Origin of the sequence: Paraburkholderia sp. RL17-368-BIF-A, assembly GCF_046054045.1 — a bacterium.
Taxonomy (GTDB): domain Bacteria; phylum Pseudomonadota; class Gammaproteobacteria; order Burkholderiales; family Burkholderiaceae; genus Paraburkholderia; species Paraburkholderia graminis.
Genome location: NZ_JARESN010000008.1, coordinates 66,031 through 82,175 on the forward strand (window position 1 = coordinate 66,031; position 16,145 = coordinate 82,175).

General features: G+C 61.1%; 21 protein-coding genes. All 21 read right to left on the bottom strand.

Annotated features, from left to right (window positions below):
* Positions 1–2 precede the first annotated feature (2 nt).
* The 21 genes from P0D87_RS15835 to P0D87_RS15935 all read right to left on the bottom strand — a co-directional run bounded on the left by P0D87_RS15835 (position 3) and on the right by P0D87_RS15935 (position 16,072).
* Entirely contained in the window at positions 3–578 is a 576-nt protein-coding gene (locus P0D87_RS15835; RefSeq protein ID WP_408636892.1) for a tail assembly protein, read from the bottom strand.
* On the bottom strand, positions 575–1,327 hold the full coding sequence (locus P0D87_RS15840; protein ID WP_408636893.1) for a C40 family peptidase: 753 nt from the start codon (positions 1,325–1,327) through the stop codon (positions 575–577). The genes P0D87_RS15835 and P0D87_RS15840 overlap by 4 nt, the downstream gene beginning before the upstream one ends.
* On the bottom strand, positions 1,327–2,010 hold the full coding sequence (locus P0D87_RS15845; protein WP_408636894.1) for a phage minor tail protein L: 684 nt from the start codon (positions 2,008–2,010) through the stop codon (positions 1,327–1,329). The genes P0D87_RS15840 and P0D87_RS15845 overlap by 1 nt, the downstream gene beginning before the upstream one ends.
* 2 nt (positions 2,011–2,012) lie before the next feature.
* Positions 2,013–3,557, bottom strand: a complete 1,545-nt coding sequence (locus P0D87_RS15850) for a hypothetical protein (RefSeq protein WP_408636895.1) — start codon at positions 3,555–3,557, stop codon at positions 2,013–2,015.
* A 4-nt stretch (positions 3,558–3,561) separates the two neighbouring features.
* The gene (locus tag P0D87_RS15855) at positions 3,562–3,915 is read right to left on the bottom strand and encodes a phage tail protein (RefSeq protein ID WP_408636896.1); all 354 of its coding nucleotides are present in this window, start codon (positions 3,913–3,915) and stop codon (positions 3,562–3,564) included.
* Position 3,916: 1 nt separating this feature from the next.
* On the bottom strand, positions 3,917–6,610 hold the full coding sequence (locus P0D87_RS15860; RefSeq protein WP_408636897.1) for a phage tail tape measure protein: 2,694 nt from the start codon (positions 6,608–6,610) through the stop codon (positions 3,917–3,919).
* Complete coding sequence (locus P0D87_RS15865; RefSeq protein ID WP_408636899.1) at positions 6,600–7,034, bottom strand: HK97-gp10 family putative phage morphogenesis protein; 435 nt, start codon at positions 7,032–7,034, stop codon at positions 6,600–6,602. The genes P0D87_RS15860 and P0D87_RS15865 overlap by 11 nt, the downstream gene beginning before the upstream one ends.
* Positions 7,027–7,341, bottom strand: coding sequence for a phage tail assembly protein T (locus P0D87_RS15870; RefSeq protein WP_408636900.1), 315 nt, complete (start codon positions 7,339–7,341; stop codon positions 7,027–7,029). Before P0D87_RS15870 ends, P0D87_RS15865 begins: the two co-directional genes overlap by 8 nt.
* Positions 7,342–7,376: 35 nt before the next feature.
* Positions 7,377–7,748: a hypothetical protein gene (locus P0D87_RS15875; protein ID WP_408636901.1), complete on the bottom strand. Its 372-nt coding sequence runs from the start codon at positions 7,746–7,748 to the stop codon at positions 7,377–7,379.
* 14 nt (positions 7,749–7,762) lie between these two features.
* Positions 7,763–8,188 (bottom strand): phage tail tube protein, encoded by a 426-nt coding sequence (locus tag P0D87_RS15880; RefSeq protein ID WP_408636902.1) that lies wholly within the window; start codon positions 8,186–8,188, stop codon positions 7,763–7,765.
* Between the two features lie 4 nt (positions 8,189–8,192).
* Positions 8,193–8,546, bottom strand: a complete 354-nt coding sequence (locus tag P0D87_RS15885; protein ID WP_408636904.1) for a DUF3168 domain-containing protein — start codon at positions 8,544–8,546, stop codon at positions 8,193–8,195.
* A complete protein-coding gene (locus P0D87_RS15890; RefSeq protein ID WP_408636905.1) occupies positions 8,539–8,865 on the bottom strand; it encodes a phage head closure protein in 327 nt (108 codons plus the stop codon). Before P0D87_RS15890 ends, P0D87_RS15885 begins: the two co-directional genes overlap by 8 nt.
* Positions 8,865–9,206: a head-tail connector protein gene (locus tag P0D87_RS15895; protein ID WP_408636906.1), complete on the bottom strand. Its 342-nt coding sequence runs from the start codon at positions 9,204–9,206 to the stop codon at positions 8,865–8,867. Before P0D87_RS15895 ends, P0D87_RS15890 begins: the two co-directional genes overlap by 1 nt.
* A 3-nt stretch (positions 9,207–9,209) precedes the next feature.
* A complete protein-coding gene (locus tag P0D87_RS15900) occupies positions 9,210–9,446 on the bottom strand; it encodes a hypothetical protein (protein ID WP_408636907.1) in 237 nt (78 codons plus the stop codon).
* A gap of 75 nt (positions 9,447–9,521) precedes the next feature.
* Positions 9,522–10,805 (bottom strand): phage major capsid protein, encoded by a 1,284-nt coding sequence (locus tag P0D87_RS15905; protein ID WP_408636908.1) that lies wholly within the window; start codon positions 10,803–10,805, stop codon positions 9,522–9,524.
* 4 nt (positions 10,806–10,809) lie between these two features.
* Positions 10,810–11,652: a head maturation protease, ClpP-related gene (locus P0D87_RS15910; RefSeq protein ID WP_408636909.1), complete on the bottom strand. Its 843-nt coding sequence runs from the start codon at positions 11,650–11,652 to the stop codon at positions 10,810–10,812.
* The gene (locus P0D87_RS15915; protein ID WP_408636910.1) at positions 11,630–12,919 is read right to left on the bottom strand and encodes a phage portal protein; all 1,290 of its coding nucleotides are present in this window, start codon (positions 12,917–12,919) and stop codon (positions 11,630–11,632) included. Before P0D87_RS15915 ends, P0D87_RS15910 begins: the two co-directional genes overlap by 23 nt.
* Positions 12,920–12,926: 7 nt before the next feature.
* Positions 12,927–14,642: a terminase large subunit gene (locus P0D87_RS15920; RefSeq protein WP_408636911.1), complete on the bottom strand. Its 1,716-nt coding sequence runs from the start codon at positions 14,640–14,642 to the stop codon at positions 12,927–12,929.
* A gap of 3 nt (positions 14,643–14,645) precedes the next feature.
* Entirely contained in the window at positions 14,646–15,116 is a 471-nt protein-coding gene (locus tag P0D87_RS15925; RefSeq protein WP_408636912.1) for a terminase small subunit, read from the bottom strand.
* A 147-nt stretch (positions 15,117–15,263) separates the two neighbouring features.
* Complete coding sequence (locus P0D87_RS15930) at positions 15,264–15,665, bottom strand: HNH endonuclease (protein ID WP_408636963.1); 402 nt, start codon at positions 15,663–15,665, stop codon at positions 15,264–15,266.
* Positions 15,662–16,072 (bottom strand): hypothetical protein, encoded by a 411-nt coding sequence (locus P0D87_RS15935; RefSeq protein WP_408636913.1) that lies wholly within the window; start codon positions 16,070–16,072, stop codon positions 15,662–15,664. Before P0D87_RS15935 ends, P0D87_RS15930 begins: the two co-directional genes overlap by 4 nt.
* Between the last annotated feature and the right edge of the window lie 73 nt (positions 16,073–16,145).

A 16,145-nucleotide genomic window follows, 5' to 3' on the forward strand; every position in this document is an offset into this window, starting at 1 on the left:
GCTTATGCCTGATCTTGCGCGTAGATTCCGGCGCTGATGACTTTCGAGCCAACGCGCATGCGGCCATAGACGAGCGGAACCGGCTCGCCCTGCGCCGCGCTGTTGACCGGCCCGTTGAAGTAATACGAGGTGCCGTTATCTGGCCCAGTACCGGCGAGGCCGGCCGTCTGCGGGCTGAGCATCTGCATAACGCCACCGAGCGCGAGCGATGCACCCAGCCCGATTAGTGAGCCGCCGCCGTATGCGCTCGTGAGCACGCCGACCACAATCAGCGCGGCGCCGAGGATCGTCTGGAACAAGCCCGCCTTTTTGCTGCCGACGAGCACAGGCGCGATGCGAATCTCGTCGTCGCCGACCGGGTGCGCCAGTTCCTTCTCGCCCAGGTTCTTGCGGCCCTTGAACACCGCGAACGTCAGGCCGTTATCCTTGGCGTTCATCATGAATTTCTCGAAACCGGCAACCTGCGTGCACAGGGCGCGCATGGCTTCCGCCGTCGACGAAACCGCAAAGCGGTGCACGCGCCCGAAGCGCGCCCCAGCGACGCCGTAAAGACGAATCGTCCGGACTTTCTCGCTCACGCCGATTCCCCCTTGTACCGAAGCACGGTGCGCAGGCTGTGCGCCCACATGCCACCCCATACCGTCCGACCAGATAGCTGACCGTACATGTGGTGCAGCATCACGTTGTCGCCGAGATAGACGCCGGCGTGGTTGGGTACGCCGTTCTTGCTGCGGATTTGCATCAGCAGCACATCGCCGACTTGGAGCGCGGCGTCTTGCCCTACATCAGCGAAACCAGCCTTTTCGAAGTTGTCGAGATAGAGATTGGAGGCGCCGTCCTCCCACCACTTGTCAGGTCGCTCGAAGTCCGGCAGCGTCACACCGCGCTCGAGCTGGTAATAGCTGCGGATGAGGTCGTAGCAGTCGTGCACGCCGTGCACGAACACGCGGCCGATGAGCGGCGCGATGTAGCCGCTCGATCCGAACTCGAACCAGTCGTCGAACGCTATTGATCCGTCGCCCTGCACGCCGAGCGACACGATTACCCATTTGTCAATTCCGCTCTGCTCGCACGTCTTGCGATCGGCGCAGCTCGGCCGTGCTGACGCGCCAGGGTGTGAATGCACCACCGCGACGATCGATCCCATGTCCTCGGCGCGCGCGTAGTCGTCGGGCGCCATGCTGAAATCGTCTGTCGGCTTCTCGGCGATGTTTCGGCACGGCACGTACACCTCGTTTCCGCTCACCAGCACCACCAGTCCGCAGCACTCGCGCGGGTATTCCGCGAGCGCGTGTGCCGCGATCGCGTTCTTGATCTGCTCGTTCATCAGGAAAGGGTGTCGCTAAGGAAGCCGCCCCAAGGGAGCGGATTATTGACGCCGAAGCGGCATTCGCAGCCGCTTGTTTTGAAGCTGCAACGGTCGAGCGCTGGGTCGCTCACGGGCTGGTCGTTTTTATCGAAATACGCGATGCCAACGTAGCCACACTCAGGACCTCGGTATTTGAAACCGCAAAGCCCGGCTATCTGCCGCGCAGGCACCTGCTGTCCGCCGAAATCAGTCGGCGAGGAAAGCGTGAATGACACTTGGAGGCCCGGCTGCTCGTTGCCCTTTTGCTCGATGTACCAGATCTCCGTCGCTATGTTCTCGTCAGGATCGGCGGTGGGATTGCCGTCCGGAAAGTTGACCGCATCAAGGTATTGCGCGAGCGTGCGACGACGCGTTACTTTTGCGCCAACCATATCGTCGAGGAACACGCAGAGTGCGGTAACGGTGCCATTGATGTCGCCGACGGTCAGCGTCGGGGAAGGCTGCTGCGCATCAGATGTGTGCTCGAAACCGGTTGCCTGAATAGACCACGGCTTGTATTCGTTGCCCTGCCACCAGATCGATGCGGACTGCAAGTGTCCGTGAAAGCGCAGCATGTCGCCGCCGATAGGCGTGCAATCGACTTCAAACAGTTCTATCACCGCGCCCGGCTCAAGCTGCTGGATGTCAGCAGAAATTGGCACAGTCAGCGCTCCAGATCAGCAATGCGCGCCATTGCCTGATCCAAGAGAGCTTTCATCTCTTGAACGGCAGCGAAAAGCGGCACGACCAGCTTCGAGTAATCTACCTGCTGCGGGACGATCGCCTCTGCGAGCCCGGCAACGTCCTCCGGCTTTACGTCTTGCGAGTCGTAGTCATCCCGAAACACCGGGTGTATGGACACCGCATCTTTCTCCCCGCTCACGACGGCCGGGAATTGCTCGGCGATCTCATGCGCCAATGCGATCTCGTGCTCCGACTCAGCGCCATCCGCCGTGTAGTAGCCACGATAGACAGGGACGGCGCACACACGATCAAGGACGGCGCTGGCAGGGCGTACGACAGTCTTGATGCGATAGTCGGAAGTCGTGTTGTACGAGATCGAAGAGCCGGCGGGCGTCGCGATGCTGCCGATCTGAGTGCCCTGGTTGTAAAACTGGATATACGCCGGGTCCCATGTGCCAGCAACGCTGCCGTTCTTCGACACCCATATGCCGGCTGCAGCTTTGCGCTGAATGTAAAAGCCATGGTCGACGCCGAAGCCCGCCCCGTCCCCCGATGCGGTTCCGTTGTACAAGCCTGCAATGTTGCTGACTGCGAACGACACATTCCCGTCCGCAGTAACCCGACAACCGCCCGCGGTACTGCCGGGAGGGCAAATGGACAAGTTGACTCCGCTATTCCCACCGTTGTTCGGCAGTAACAGAACATCGTTTGCGCCGACAATCGGATTGAAGTACGCGGCCCCCGTGTTCGGAACAACCCATAGCCGTGGGCCGGACGCAGTACCACTGCTAAAACTGGCCGCGGGCGTGCTGCCAACTGCCGCCTGGTTATTGGATGCGAAAAGCACGGCGCCGTCCACGGACGCGGCAGTGCCCACGCGAGCGAGTCCGAGCGATGCGATGCTCGCGAAGACAGTACCGTTTGCCGACACGTTGCCCGTGTATGTAGCGCTCGCGCCGGTGTATGCACCGGCGGCCGAAATGGTCGCCTGACCTCCGTTGCCAAATGATGCGCCTCCGGCAAGCGTAGCTAGACCGGTTAAACCGAGCGTGCCACCCACGGTCTCATTACCGGCTACCGTGCAGTTTCCGTTCACTATCTCGTTATCTGAGTTGCTGCGGCCCCTCATGAGGACAGTCCACGCGTGCACACCATCGGTGTCCAACAGCGCGGCCTCGCCGGGGTTCAGCTTCGAAAGCCCAATGGTGTCGCCCGACCCTGCAGTGATCGCGAGCGTGACAACGGTCGTGCCGATGTTGCGCAGATGCAGAACGTTATCCGCCGCACAGGTTGACGCCGCGGGCACGTTGATTACTCCTGCCTGGGCGAGCGCAATGTTGATGCGCTTGCCGATATGCGCCACAGTCAGCGCCTGCGCCGCCGTGATGCCCGCCGCACTGGTGAGCGCGGCCTGCGCGTTGAGCACATCGACGTTCGCGTTCGCCTTCGTGTTTGCGACGCGCACGGTGTCGCCGTCGACCGCGGTAGGTGGTGTACCGAGGACGACTTTCTGGAGAGAGGTCATAAACTTAGGAAGCGGATGTTGTGTCGAACGTCTGGTCGAACGTTGCGGTTATCGTGTAGATGTCGCCGTCTTTCGTCGGCTCCGAATACGTCTCGCAGGTGAAGAGGGATTGCGTGCGCAGTAGCGGCGTCCAATAGAACGCCTCTGCGCCGGCGCGCGCGTCGAGGAATGCCAAGATCGCGCCGATCTTCGACGCGTCGCCGATGAACGTCAGGTTGTATGACGAACGGCGATTATTGAGGCCGTCGGCTGCGCGCTGTTCGTATCCGTCACCGAACTGCGCCTTGCGGACCTTCAGCGTCGCCGTGCCGGATGGGCTCGACACTGCCGGCGCCCACGTGAATGTTTGCGTCGGCATATCAAACGGCTCCGTACTTCTGCTGCCACGCATAGCCGCCCTGCCCCTTCATCTTCGCGGCGATGCGCGCGTCGACCAAGGTCTTTAGCTGACCCTGCAACCATCGGGCGTCTGCGGCCGTGAGACCGCCGCTGCTATCGCTGGTCTGGACGGTAAGCGCAACCGTCGAGCCGGAGCCAGAAGTCGGCGCGACGCTTCCGCCCACGAGCCCACCAGATGCGAAGCGGGCCATGCTATGGACGTTGGCGCCATTGTTCATCGCATCGAGGTTGGCTGGGCCAATGCGCTTCACTGCATCAGCCGTCATAACGAATTCGCCATTGCTCAGCCTCGCCATGATGCTGTCGCTGGTGCCAGTCCCCGGACCAGTGATGTAGCCTCCCGTCGCATGCCCCGGCACAGATACCGACCCGCCAGTGGCGAAGCCGCTGATCCAGCTCGTCGCACTCAAGGCTGCCTTCGCAATCAACGCCTCTGCCTCAACCTTGATAAGACTGCCAACGATCGATTTCGCGAAGTCGGAAAAGTTTAGCTTGCCCGTCGTGGCGAAATTGGCGATCGCATCACCGAGGTTCGAGATTGCATTCTGCGCAGTGTTGTTCGCGGCGCTCGCCAGATCGTTTGTCTTGTCGATAATGTCCTGGATGCCGCTGGTGGCGCCCTTGACCCAATCGCCCTTAGCGACATCGGTCTGGCCGAAGTAACTGCTCAACTCGTCGCGGCGGGCATCGAATCGCTTGTTGATAGCGGCCCGCTCATCGGTATCTTGGTCGGACCCATCCAACTTCAAAGCAACCGCTTTCTTCTGCCACTCGTTCAGTTCTTTCTGCCGATCCGTCTCTATCCGGAGCAGTTCGATTTGTCGCTGCCGCTCCTGCGTCCCCATTCCCAAGGTCGAAAGCTCGATTTTGTGCTGCTCCGCGATGGCTTCGGTCTGGTCAAGAATCTTGATGTTGGTTTCGCGGGCTTCCGTATTCAGCTTGTCGCCACGCGTGCGCAGATCCAGTTGCTTCTCGAGCGACGCGTTTATGTCGTACTGCGCCAACAGTTCCTGCTGATGCGCAAGTACGCTTTGTTGTGCCTTGGTGAGGGTTTTGCCGGAAAATCCATCTATCTCGGCGCGCAACTCGACCTCCTTTGCTGCCCAGCCAGTCAACTTCTCCTGACCTGACAGTGACGCCTCAAGCGATGCCTGAGCCTGCCGCGCCTGATCCAGCAACGTATCGCCGCGGCTTTCCTGAAAGGGCTTCTCAGTGTTGTTTCCCTTCGAAAAGCTGATTTTTCCCGTCGGTGCTGCAGCGTGCACATTGCCGCCCGGGGTGGTTTCGCCCCACAGGCGCGACATGAAATCAGCGTAGCCTTGGCCCTGCTTCTTCAGGTTATCGTAGCCCACCTCCGCGGCCGCCGATGCCATTTTGAATTGACCGGTCAAGCCATAAGCGACCACAGTCGCCAGCGTGGCGACGACCTCCGCAGTCTGCTCAAAGCCGACGACCAACGTAGCGACGGCGCTGGCCGCTGTCTTCATGATGATGGCGACGCCGCTGTAGAAATCGTTCAACAGAGGCTTCAGTGCCACGTTATCGGCGAGCGCATTCGTCAGGTTGATGATGGTCGGCAACAGAGCGAGCTTCGCCGACAGGGTCAGCGCCTCCATCTTCGCGTGCGAGAGCTCCAGTTGCTCCTGAAGCGCGGACAACTGCGCGATGGTTTGCTCCGACAGCACTGCGCCCACCTGGTTAGCTGTTACGCCCAATTCCTTGAGGCGCGCCGATCCTTGGTCCAACAGTGGAATCAAATCTTTCCCGGCCGACCCGAGCAACTCGTTAGCGACAGCGGCCTTGCTGGCACCGTCCGCACTCTTTGCAAATGCGTCTGAGATCGTGTTGAGCAGTTGCTCCGGCGATGCGGTTTTAAGTGTCGCGAGCGAGATGCCGACAGCGGCGAACGCTGCCGCAGCATCTTTGTTCCCGTGCTGTGCCTCGTTCTGCGCCTTCGTCAGATCAGCGAGCGCGCCTGCCGCGTCCTTGGTTTCTACACCGACGGTCTTCGCTGCGAAGCCGAACTTCTGGACATCATCGGTCGAGAGACCCGTTTGCTTCGAGATCTTCTCAATCGTCTCGCCGTACGTGGCGAGTTGCTCGCCAGCGGCCAACGTAGCGTGCGCAGCAATCGCCAGAACCCCGACGAACGCGCCAGTGGCGAGCACGGCCGGCTGCAGCAACGCGGTGAACGCGCCTGTTCGCTCGGCCATCACCAGCAGTGATCCGCTGAAGCCTTTGAGGTTGCCCTGCGAAAGCTCGTGACCGAGCACGAGAAGTTCGCGCTTCGCCCCTGCCGACTCGAGGCTGAAACTGTGCGTGTGCTCCGATGCTTTGGCGATCTGGTCAATGTACGGCTTTACAGAATCGGTTAGCCCCAGATTAGCCGCTCGCATCGCGAGGATTTCCGCGCGCGACTTGCCAGCTGTCGAAGCATTCTTTAGCAGCGCGTCGGTGAAGCTCTTGACCGCCCGCGCACTCGCGTCAGACCCGTTGGCAGTGGCCTCAGCAATGGCGTCCTGCGCGAGTGCAGTACGCTTAGCCATCTCGGATTGCGTCGCGATGAAAGAGTTGGCTGACTTCCGGGCCTTTTCAAGCTCGGTCGTATAGCCAGACGCATCGGCGCCTACCTTGACGACGGTTTCATTTGCCACGCGCGGCCTCCTCAGCCTTTTGCTGTATCACTTGGATCATTGCCTCAGAGGCTGCCTGCTTCTTGGCCTCATATCCCGGTCTGAGGAACGGTTTTGCGGTGGAATGAGACGTACCAAATTCAACGAAGCGTCCATAAAACGCCTCTTTCGACCACGTCACCAGATACACGGCTACATGCCCGGCAACAGACGACTCTTGGTCGTACGCGATCAAAACAGACCGCTTGAGTGTGCCAGGCGCGTGCTGGGTTCCCTTGCGCTCATATCCTGCGCCGATCGGAGCGCGCAATTGAACTTCCGCATGAATTACGCGCGCTCCGGCGACAGCCGCCTGCCGCAAAACAGACTCGCTCCCGACGGTTTCCAACCGATCCAGGTAGTCCGTGAGGGCAGTCGGATTCTCAATCGTGAATTTGCTAGCCACCGCCACTCCGCCTTACCTTGAACTTCTTGCCTTTCGCTTTCGATATATCGATGCCGAAAACCGAAAGCGCGACGAATTTCGCCTGGTCCTTCGGGTCATCGAAAACGATGGGCTCGGTGTTGCGCCTGTTATTCGACCAAGGGATGAAATCAGCTGGCTCAAAGGCCGGGCGCTTCGGATCACGGTGAATATTCGCCATCGTGGAAGCGACCATACCCATGCGCACGTCAGCTATCGGGTCTCCGAACGGCTCGATGTTGTAGTACGCCATCCAGTGGGCGAACTCGACACTGCTGATGTCGCGCATCGCGTGCGCGACAGACCTATGCCCAAGGGCAAGCGTCAGTCTGTGCCAGAAGAGCCGCTCTGGATGGCTTCGGAGTTTTTTTCGGCTTCCTTCGTCTGAGCATCGCCGAGCGCATTCACCTTCGAGCAGGCCAAACCGATCTTGCGCACGACTTCGGCGCTCTTTGACCGGAGCGTATCGAGGTCGGCCGGCGTGAACATCGGCGCTCCCGATTCGTCGACAACTGTCGCGACGATCAGCGCGGAAAAATACACGCTGTCGCTGGTTCCCTGGTCTTGCAGCGTCTTCTGCAGCGCATCCCGCGCAAAGCCATCCATCACCTTGACGCGGATGTCGCCGACGCCAACGACGTTCACCACCTCCGTCGCCGGCTCCGCGGCAGCAAGAATTTCTTCTTTAGTCAGCATTTCGATAGCCCTTGTTAGGCGCCCGGCGTTACTTCGATGTCGCCAGTCACTTTGATAACTACGGTCCCCTTGACGACGTTATCGACGCCGGCAGTGATCGGGAAGCTCTTCACGTACGCGTCGAATTCGAGCGTCGTGCCGTCGCTAAGCGTCACCTGATACGGCGCGACTTCGCCACTCTTTTTGTCCGCAAGCAGCGCAGCGTGACTCGCCTCCTTCATGTTGACATTGATGTCAAAGGAGACGGTGTCCCAATCCTGCAGGCCGGGCCGGGATTCCTTCGCCGTGCTGTCGAAGTCCGTAACGTCGATGTCGTTCGCAGATCCGGCAAAGCCGTTGAAATTGGACACGTTCTTGATCGCCGTCCACACGGGCGCCTGGGCGGTGCCAGTGTTTTTTGCGATCTTGGTTCCCTGCGAGCCAATTGCGGTGCTGGTCATGGTTTCACTCCTGATACCAAATTGAGAAGTCCTGCCGGGTGCCGTACAGCTTCGTGTCGTCTTCGTAGTCGTCCACGGGCGCGCCGATCGGCACGCCAAGAACAGGCTCACCACTGAGCGCGGCACGTACCTGTTTGTTGATCAAATCAGCCTCGTCGGCAGTCGTCGACCACGCGACGACTTGGACGCGACGGTTTTGCAGTGAATCGGAGCCGTCGAACGTCGTCTCGTCCTGACCACCAACGCCCTGATACACGATGTACGGCCGCGCCACGCCAGCCGGGGCGACGCTTGGATAAACGCGGCCGCCGGCGAGCGCTTTCAAAGCCGCATAGACGATTGCTTTTGCGCTAGCCATTGTTCGCACCTGTCGTGCATGGCAGGTCGACGTATTGCCGCCCCGCCAGATCCGGCAGCGGCGCACCGATGTTGAACACGACCCCGTCGACGATGGCGCGCATACCGTTCGTGATGTCCGTCCGGTAACGGATGCGGATGCTCGCCGACGCGGTGCCGACGTCTGTATCCGACGTAAGCGTTTCCTTGCCAGTTAGCATGCGCACGTTGCACCAGACGGTCGCGACTTCGGTCCATGTGTCGATCGGCTGACCGAGGTCGTCTTGACCCTGGCCGCGCTGCTCGATGCGCACGCGCCGATTGAGATCGCCAGGTCGCATCAGACGCCCGGAATGATTCGATGCGGACGCAACAGCGTGCGCGCGTTGAACGGCAATTCAGATACGGTGCCCGGAGCCGAGTCGTCGCGATTTGTGTACATTTCGACGGTCAGTTTCACGATCGCCGCCTTGATCGCGCCGTTCAGGACCATCGGGTTATCGCCAGCCGTGCCGGCGGCAACAGCGGCCGCCATCGCATCATCGGTTTCGAACACCTGGCGATTCAGATAGTCCAGAGCAGACTGCGTCGCGCCGTCGAGAGACAACTGGATCATGTCGTCATCGACGCCGGGGTCCTGCTTGACGGCAGAGATCGCCAGACTGAGATCGACGAGCGCCATCGCTTATTTCGCAGAGGCGCCGTCGGTTGCCGCGTCAGCCCCGGACACGTCGCTCGGAGCGACATCGCCTGCAGACGCGCCCGCGTCGTCAGTCTTAGCCTTGTTGGCCGTTTTTTCGAGCGCCTTCAACGATCGCGCGCCGTCTTCCAGCTCAGCCGGACATTCCTCGCCAACCGAGTATTCCTTCGGGTAGATCTCACCCTTCGGAACGCCCCTGAAGGGCTTCGTGAACTTCGCCATGCTTTTCTCCAAAAAAATGGGGCGCCACTTGGACGCCCCAAACCCACACGCTACGGAGACTCTGTTGCGTCGCGCTTACGCGTTCGCCGCGACCTTCATCGCACGCATCGGCTCAGGATTCAACAGACCTCCGCCGACGCGCTTCGTCGTGTAGAACAGCACATACGGCTTCGCCGTGTACGGGTCGCGCAGCACGCGCACGCCCATGCGATCGAGGATCAGGTACGTCTGCGCGAAGTCGCCGAACAGGATCGGCGTCGCGTTCGCAGCAACGTCCGGCATGTCCGGGATTTCCGTGAGCGGGTAGCCGGCAAGCGTGGACGGCTGGCCAGCTACGAACGACGGCTGCCACAGGTAATTGCCCATACCGTCTTTCAGCTTGCGCACCGAGCGTTGCGTGTTGCGGTTCATGATGAAGCGCGCGTTGCCCGTGAACGTGCTCGGCAGGTCGTAAATCAAATCGATGATGCCGTCCGACGTGATGTCCGCCGCTGCACCGCTATTCACGACATCGATCGCGCCGAACGGATGCACGGCGGCATTGGCGCCTCCGGTGACATACGTCAGAATGCCGGTCGGCTTCTTGGTGCCGTCGCCCGAGACGAACGCAAGACCTTCCTGCTTGGCGAACTCGGTTTGCACCTCGCCAGCCAGCCACGATTCGAGGTCAATCTCGGAGTCGTCGAGAATGCCCTGCGTTGCGGCCGGGTTTGCGTAAATTTCACCTTGGCCGAACGCCAGCGAAGCGAACGAGGCCGTGTTCGTCTGAGGGCGATTGTCCGTTTCACCGACCCAGCCGCTCGAGGTACCGCGCATGTTGAACAGCTTCGAGAAGCCAGCCTTCGAAACCGCCTGCACGCGGCAGATCTGGCGCATCGGCGACACGAGCACGAGTTTGTCCGTGATGGTGCGGTCCCATTCGATCGGCGTCAGATAGCCGCCCTCGTCGGCCGCACCCTTGTTGAGCGACGCATTGATGTCGCCACGCTTCACGTGCGCCTTGAACGCATCGGAGTATTCGGCGTCGCGCAGCTTGGTACCACCACCACCACCACCCATTTCGAGCGCCGCCATCTTGACGCTGTGCTCGTCGAGCGCCTTCTGAAACGCGTCCAGATCGGCGCCGATCCTTTCGACCTTCGCAGTGATGTCAGCGGCCGGCAAGCCGGCCTTGACCGCGTCGAGCTGCTTTGTGTGCTCAGCCTTGAACTGTTCGAACGCACGATTGACGCCGTCGACGAGCGCTTTGACGTCGCCGGGGCCGCTATCCGCGCGCACCGAGACGATGCCGCGCGGCACCGATGCGAAGTTGCCAGCCAGCGCTGCGGTCAGCGCGGAAATCAGGAGTTTCTTGCTCATGGATTTATCCTTGAAGAGCGTTGATGAGGTTCTGCAGCGAAGCTGCAACGTCGTCGCCAGCGCCCGGCTTGGCGTTTTCAGCGGCAGCGCCCGGCGTGCCGTCGAATAGGGCTTTGAGAGCGTCGCGACGCGCGCCGCGCGAGTAGCCCGCGCGCGCCATCGACGCTTCAATGAGAGCGAGCGCCTTGCGGCTACCGCTCGCGTTTGTGTCTTTGGCGACCTGCGCGCTATCGAGCAGCCCGGTTGCGAAACCGTCCGTGACCGCCTGTTCCGCACCGATCCACGTCTCTTTGTCCATCAGGGCGGCGGCCTCAGCTTGGGAAATGCCCGCGCGCTGCGAATAGACCTTTGCCATTGCGGCGTCGAACGGCGCCAGCACCTCGGCGGCCTGCGCAATGTCGTGGCGATTGCCGATTGCGACCGTCCAGGCGTTATGGATCATCAGGAACGCGCCGTCTCCCATGAGGATCTCGTCGCCCGCCATCGCGATCACCGATGCTGCTGACGCGGCGATTCCCATCACGTTGACCGTGACCTTCGCCTGGTGCTCGCGCAGCAGGTTGTAGATCGCCACGCCTTCGAAAAAGTCGCCGCCTGGAGAATTGACGTTCACCGTCAGCGCGCGAGCGCCGATGTTGCGCAGTGCGGCGCTGATACGCTTCGCCGTGATACCAGTTCCCTCCCAGTTGTCGCCGATCGAGTCGTAAATCGAAATCGAAGCGGAGTCATCGGCGGCTGCCGCGCGAACGCCCGGTTCCCAACGCTCAAGCGCATCGGGCCGAACTTCGTATTGCGCTGTGTTGAGCCGATGGTCGGCGCGGATTTCAGGCAGTTTTAGGAGGCTCATTGCCGCTTCCCTTCGGTTGCTGGGTCATTGGATTGCGCAGCGCATCGGTCTGCGGATCGTCGGATTTCGGCAGGTCGGCGAGCTCGCGCACCTCGTTCTGCGACATCCACGGCGCCTGGCCGCCGGCGCCGAGCGCCTTCGAGAAGAACGACGCCTGATCATTTAGAGTGCCGCGCAGCAGCGCGCCCTCGTTGAACTTGAACTGCTGCTTGCCAAGCTGGCTGTCGGGGATAAAGCTGCGCGCCGCGGCCTGCTCCCAGGAAACGAACCAGTGCGCAAGACCGTACTGAATAAAAAAGATCGCGAGCTGCTCAATGCCGCTACCCCAACTCGTGTCGTCCATCATCAAAAGCGGCCGCGGCACGCCGTACATGCGCGCGACCTCTTCTATCTGGTGGTTGCGAGTCTCGATCTGCTGAGCGGACACCGCCGTCGCGGTGAACTGCTTCGCCGTGCCGCCTTCCTCGATCAGCATCCAACTGCCCGCGTTTTCTGCGCCGGAGTGATTGTCAGCGAGCGACTCCTTCATGCGCTTATAGGCATTGTCGGAAAGCTCTTTCGGGATCTCGATCGCACCACCAGCCATCACGCCAGTACGGAACGTGCGCGACGCGGCACGCTCTGCCTGCTCGGCAAGCTCGAGCGCCTCGTGCGACAACTTCACGCGAGAGATTCCATTGATGCCGTCGAGCGACAGGTCGCGCAGGTGAAAGACATCTCGCGCAGTCAGCGTGATCAGATCGCCGCTCGGCGCCGTGTAGTCGTACACCAATTGCCAGGCGCTTGTGAGGCGCGGCTTCGTCGAGCCGCGGTCCATCGGAATCAGCCGAATCGGTCGGTTTCCAGACCAGATGACACGCGCAAACGACTGGCCGTCTAGCAGCGCGCGCAACTGCATCAGGCTCTTGAATTCGATCGGTGTTTGCCAGTCGTTCGGCTTGTACTTCAACAGGCGATGCGCCGGATTGTCGACCTGCACCTGTTTTTTTTCGTCACTGCTCTGCAGGTTCAACGGCAGCATGCCGATCGCTTCGGAAATCAGTGTCACGCAGCGGAGCACAGCCATATTGCGCAGCGCGTGCGCGGCGCGCGGGTCGCGCCCGTCGAGTTCGCCACGCCGGATGTACTCGAGCAGGCGCGGATCGTCGAGGCCGGTGAACGTCTCGCCGCCGGGCGGCAATTCAGCGCGCGGCGCCGGCGGCTCTGGCAGCGGACGAGTTTGGGCCTCCGGCTGATACCCCCGCCGGAAGAAATCGAACAAACTCATTCACACCTCAAAGGAATCGGATGCCGCGCGACTCGTACACCGACGGCCCTTGAGCCGGCGGGTTGAGCGCCATCAGCGAAACCGCATCGAAAATCGCCATCAACGGGTCAATCTTCCCCGTCCCGCTGGCCTGTTTTGTGATGTTCACAGCGTTGCCGACCGGCACCACACGAGCATTGCCGACGCACCACGCCATCATTCGCTGACCACCGTGAGTCAGCGTGCCGTCAGGCTTCTCGCCGCCGTCTTCGAGCTTCCTACCGCTCGCCGCCGCGACGCGCCGCTCGGTGGTCTTGATCGCTCCCGAGAGCTTCCAGCCTTGCGATATACCGATGACCTTGTCTTCCGGCACCTTCGCCGCGCCAAGCGCATCGAGCACGCCACCGATCCCTGCCGGGTCGGCGCCGACCTTGTCGAGCAACCCCGCCTGATGGATCGTGGCAACGATCTCTGCGACATCCTCGACGTCGTCGCCGATCTGCTCGACCACTGTCAAATCGCCCTCTTTCTCGAAGTCGCGAAGCGTGTCCGCGATCTCTTTGCGGCGCTCGAACACCGACGGATGCGCCCATGCATGCGTCCAGACAAGCCAATTGCGTGTGCCTTTCTCCCGGCCAACCACCGCGAGCCCCAGCAAGTCATCAAGACCGCCGCCGTCGATACCAACGTCGATGACTTCGCAGCGATCAATCAGTTGCTCGAGCGTTAGGCGCGGCGCAAGCGCTGCGGCCTCCCAGAACTCGGCGCCGGCCCAGCGATCACTGCGCAGCGCGAGCCCGATCTCGACGTTTGCATGCTTCGCGAGGAAGCCGCGAAAAGACTCTTCGCCGGTTTCCTGCGCCTTGCGGAACTCGCGCTCGAGATACGCCTGATCAACAGAGAATCCGAAGTTCGGGTTCACCATCGCGAGGTTTTCGACCTTCAGGTGCTCCTTGCGCTTCACCATTTCAGGCGGGTGCTCGAAGATCACCGGCACGAAGCAGGGATCAACGATCTTGCCGTCGCGCACGTCGCGCGCGTAGCGCAGCTTCTGCAGGAACACGCCCGCCGGCGGATCGTTCGACTGCGTGGTCAGGTAGATGATGAAGCCTTCGGGCCGCGACGCGAGACCGCCCGTCGCTTCGCGCAACATATCTTCAGCGTTTGGCTGCTTCCCGAACAGCCAAAGCTCGTCGATCAACGTCCCAACGCTTTTCTTACCGCTGACCGTGTTCGCGTCTGCCGCGACGACCTTCAACGCTGCGCCACTGACGCGGTGCGTGATCGTCTTGATGTGCGTCTGCACCTGGAACAGTTCGTCGAGGTCTTCCTCGTGCTTCACCATGTCGCGGCTCGGCGCGAAACTGTTGTTCGCCACCTCGATCGTCGGCGCGAGGATCGCGTACTCGGCAGACTGGCGCCAGTTGAGAATCATCGCGGTCATCATGATTCCGGCAGCCAGCGTCGATTTGCTGTTCTTCTTCGGGATGCACACGAACCACTCGGTAATCAGACGCCGCCCGCTGTCCGGATCGTACGCGCCGAAAATCGATGCGACGAGATCGAACACCCACTGCGCGCAAGACTCGCCGAACGTCGGACTGCCTGGCGCATCGACGATCTTGAGTTGCTTGAAAACGTTCAGCGCTATCTCAGCCTGCTCCGGGAAAATCGGAGGCGGAATAATCGAGCGCCCAGACCTGAGCCGCTCGGGCCAGTCCAAGCATGCCGTTGACCATTCCACGCGTTACTTCCGGTTGTTGACGACGAGTTTCGGCGTCGCGAGCGCCGCAAACTTGTTCGCAGCCTTCTCGGCGGCCACGCCCTTCGCATCCTTCTTGCCCGTCTCGCCAATCTTGGCATGCACGAACGGCATCAGCGCTTTTGCAGCATCGACCCTTAGCTTCGGCTCGGTTCGGCCGTCGTTCATAGCCGCAATCAAGAACGCCTTCGGGTCGGTGAAGCTCGTCATCGCATCCAGATCGAAATCCGGCGGCGGAGCGCGGCCTGCCGCGGCTTTTGCCACCGGCTCGGGCTTCGATTCCTGCTGAATTCGTTGCGCGGCCAGGTAAAGGGCCACGTCTTTGTCTTTAACAAGGCGAGATCCTGCGGCGGATGCGGTTGCAGCGCTGTAGCCCGCCTCGATCGCCGCGTCCTTATTGGCTTTGCCGGCCAAAACAGCGTCGGCGAAACGCCTCTTTTTCGCTGTTAAAGCCATTAACAAAATCCTCAAAAGGGAAAAAATTCTGCGCGTGCGGGAACGGTCGGTCTAGGCCATTGATAGGCCCAGACTTTCGCCACCCCCGCCCTTTAGGTTCAGTCTATGTTGCAAAAACGCAACGTATGTTGTTTGTCTGTCGCATTTTTACAACGTTTGATGCGAGCCTCGCTCGGCGCGCGCTTTCTCGCCGTCGTGATGCGGCTTGCACAAGGTCTGCACGTTCGACGGATCGAGGCGGCGCCGCTCATCGCCTTCGTGCGCCACGATGTGATCGCCAATCGATCCAAGCGGCTCGGCCAAGCCGCGCGCGGCGCACGTAAGCACGACATCGGCCGGCGACATGCCGAGCATGCCAAGATCACGCAGGCAGTACACGCAATGCGGATGCGCGGCGAGGTGCTTGGCGCGCAGCTTCTGCCAGGCGTAGTCATAGCCTCGCGCTGTACTACTGGTCTTGCCAGTGCGCCACGAGACGGCCTCCGCAACGACGACACGGCTCGGCAGTGACTGCAAGCGGGTCGGCAACGTGCGAAGGCGCGGCATCAGGCAGCAGCAGCGGCCGGATATGCAGCAGCGAGTGCTGCATTGGTTGCGGCCTGCACTGCTTCGACCGACAGCGACGCGTCAATCGCCTTCAGCGCAAGCGCGATCTGCACTGCGGTGTTCACGTTGTTGCCGGTGGTTGCCGGCGTTGCTGCTGCAGGTGTACTCATGACTGCCTCGAATGAAGGATCGGTAAGTGAAAAACTGCTGCCTTTGGTTGCAAGCCAAGTGTCTAGATCGTCCGCGATGCCAACACCAATGCCAGCGACGTACGTCCGCCCGCCTTCGACAACAGTCTTAAGCGTGCCGACCTCAGCCTGCGCTTTCTCGATAACGGTTTGCTCGACGGTCTTTGCCTCGCTCCTCAACCACAAGGCGATCTTCTGAATGAAGGCTTTGGCGAAATTCATGGCTTCCCGCCGTGAGAGATACAATCGCGCGACCCATCCAAGCACTCATTCGACTCGGCTAGAGCCGCGCTAG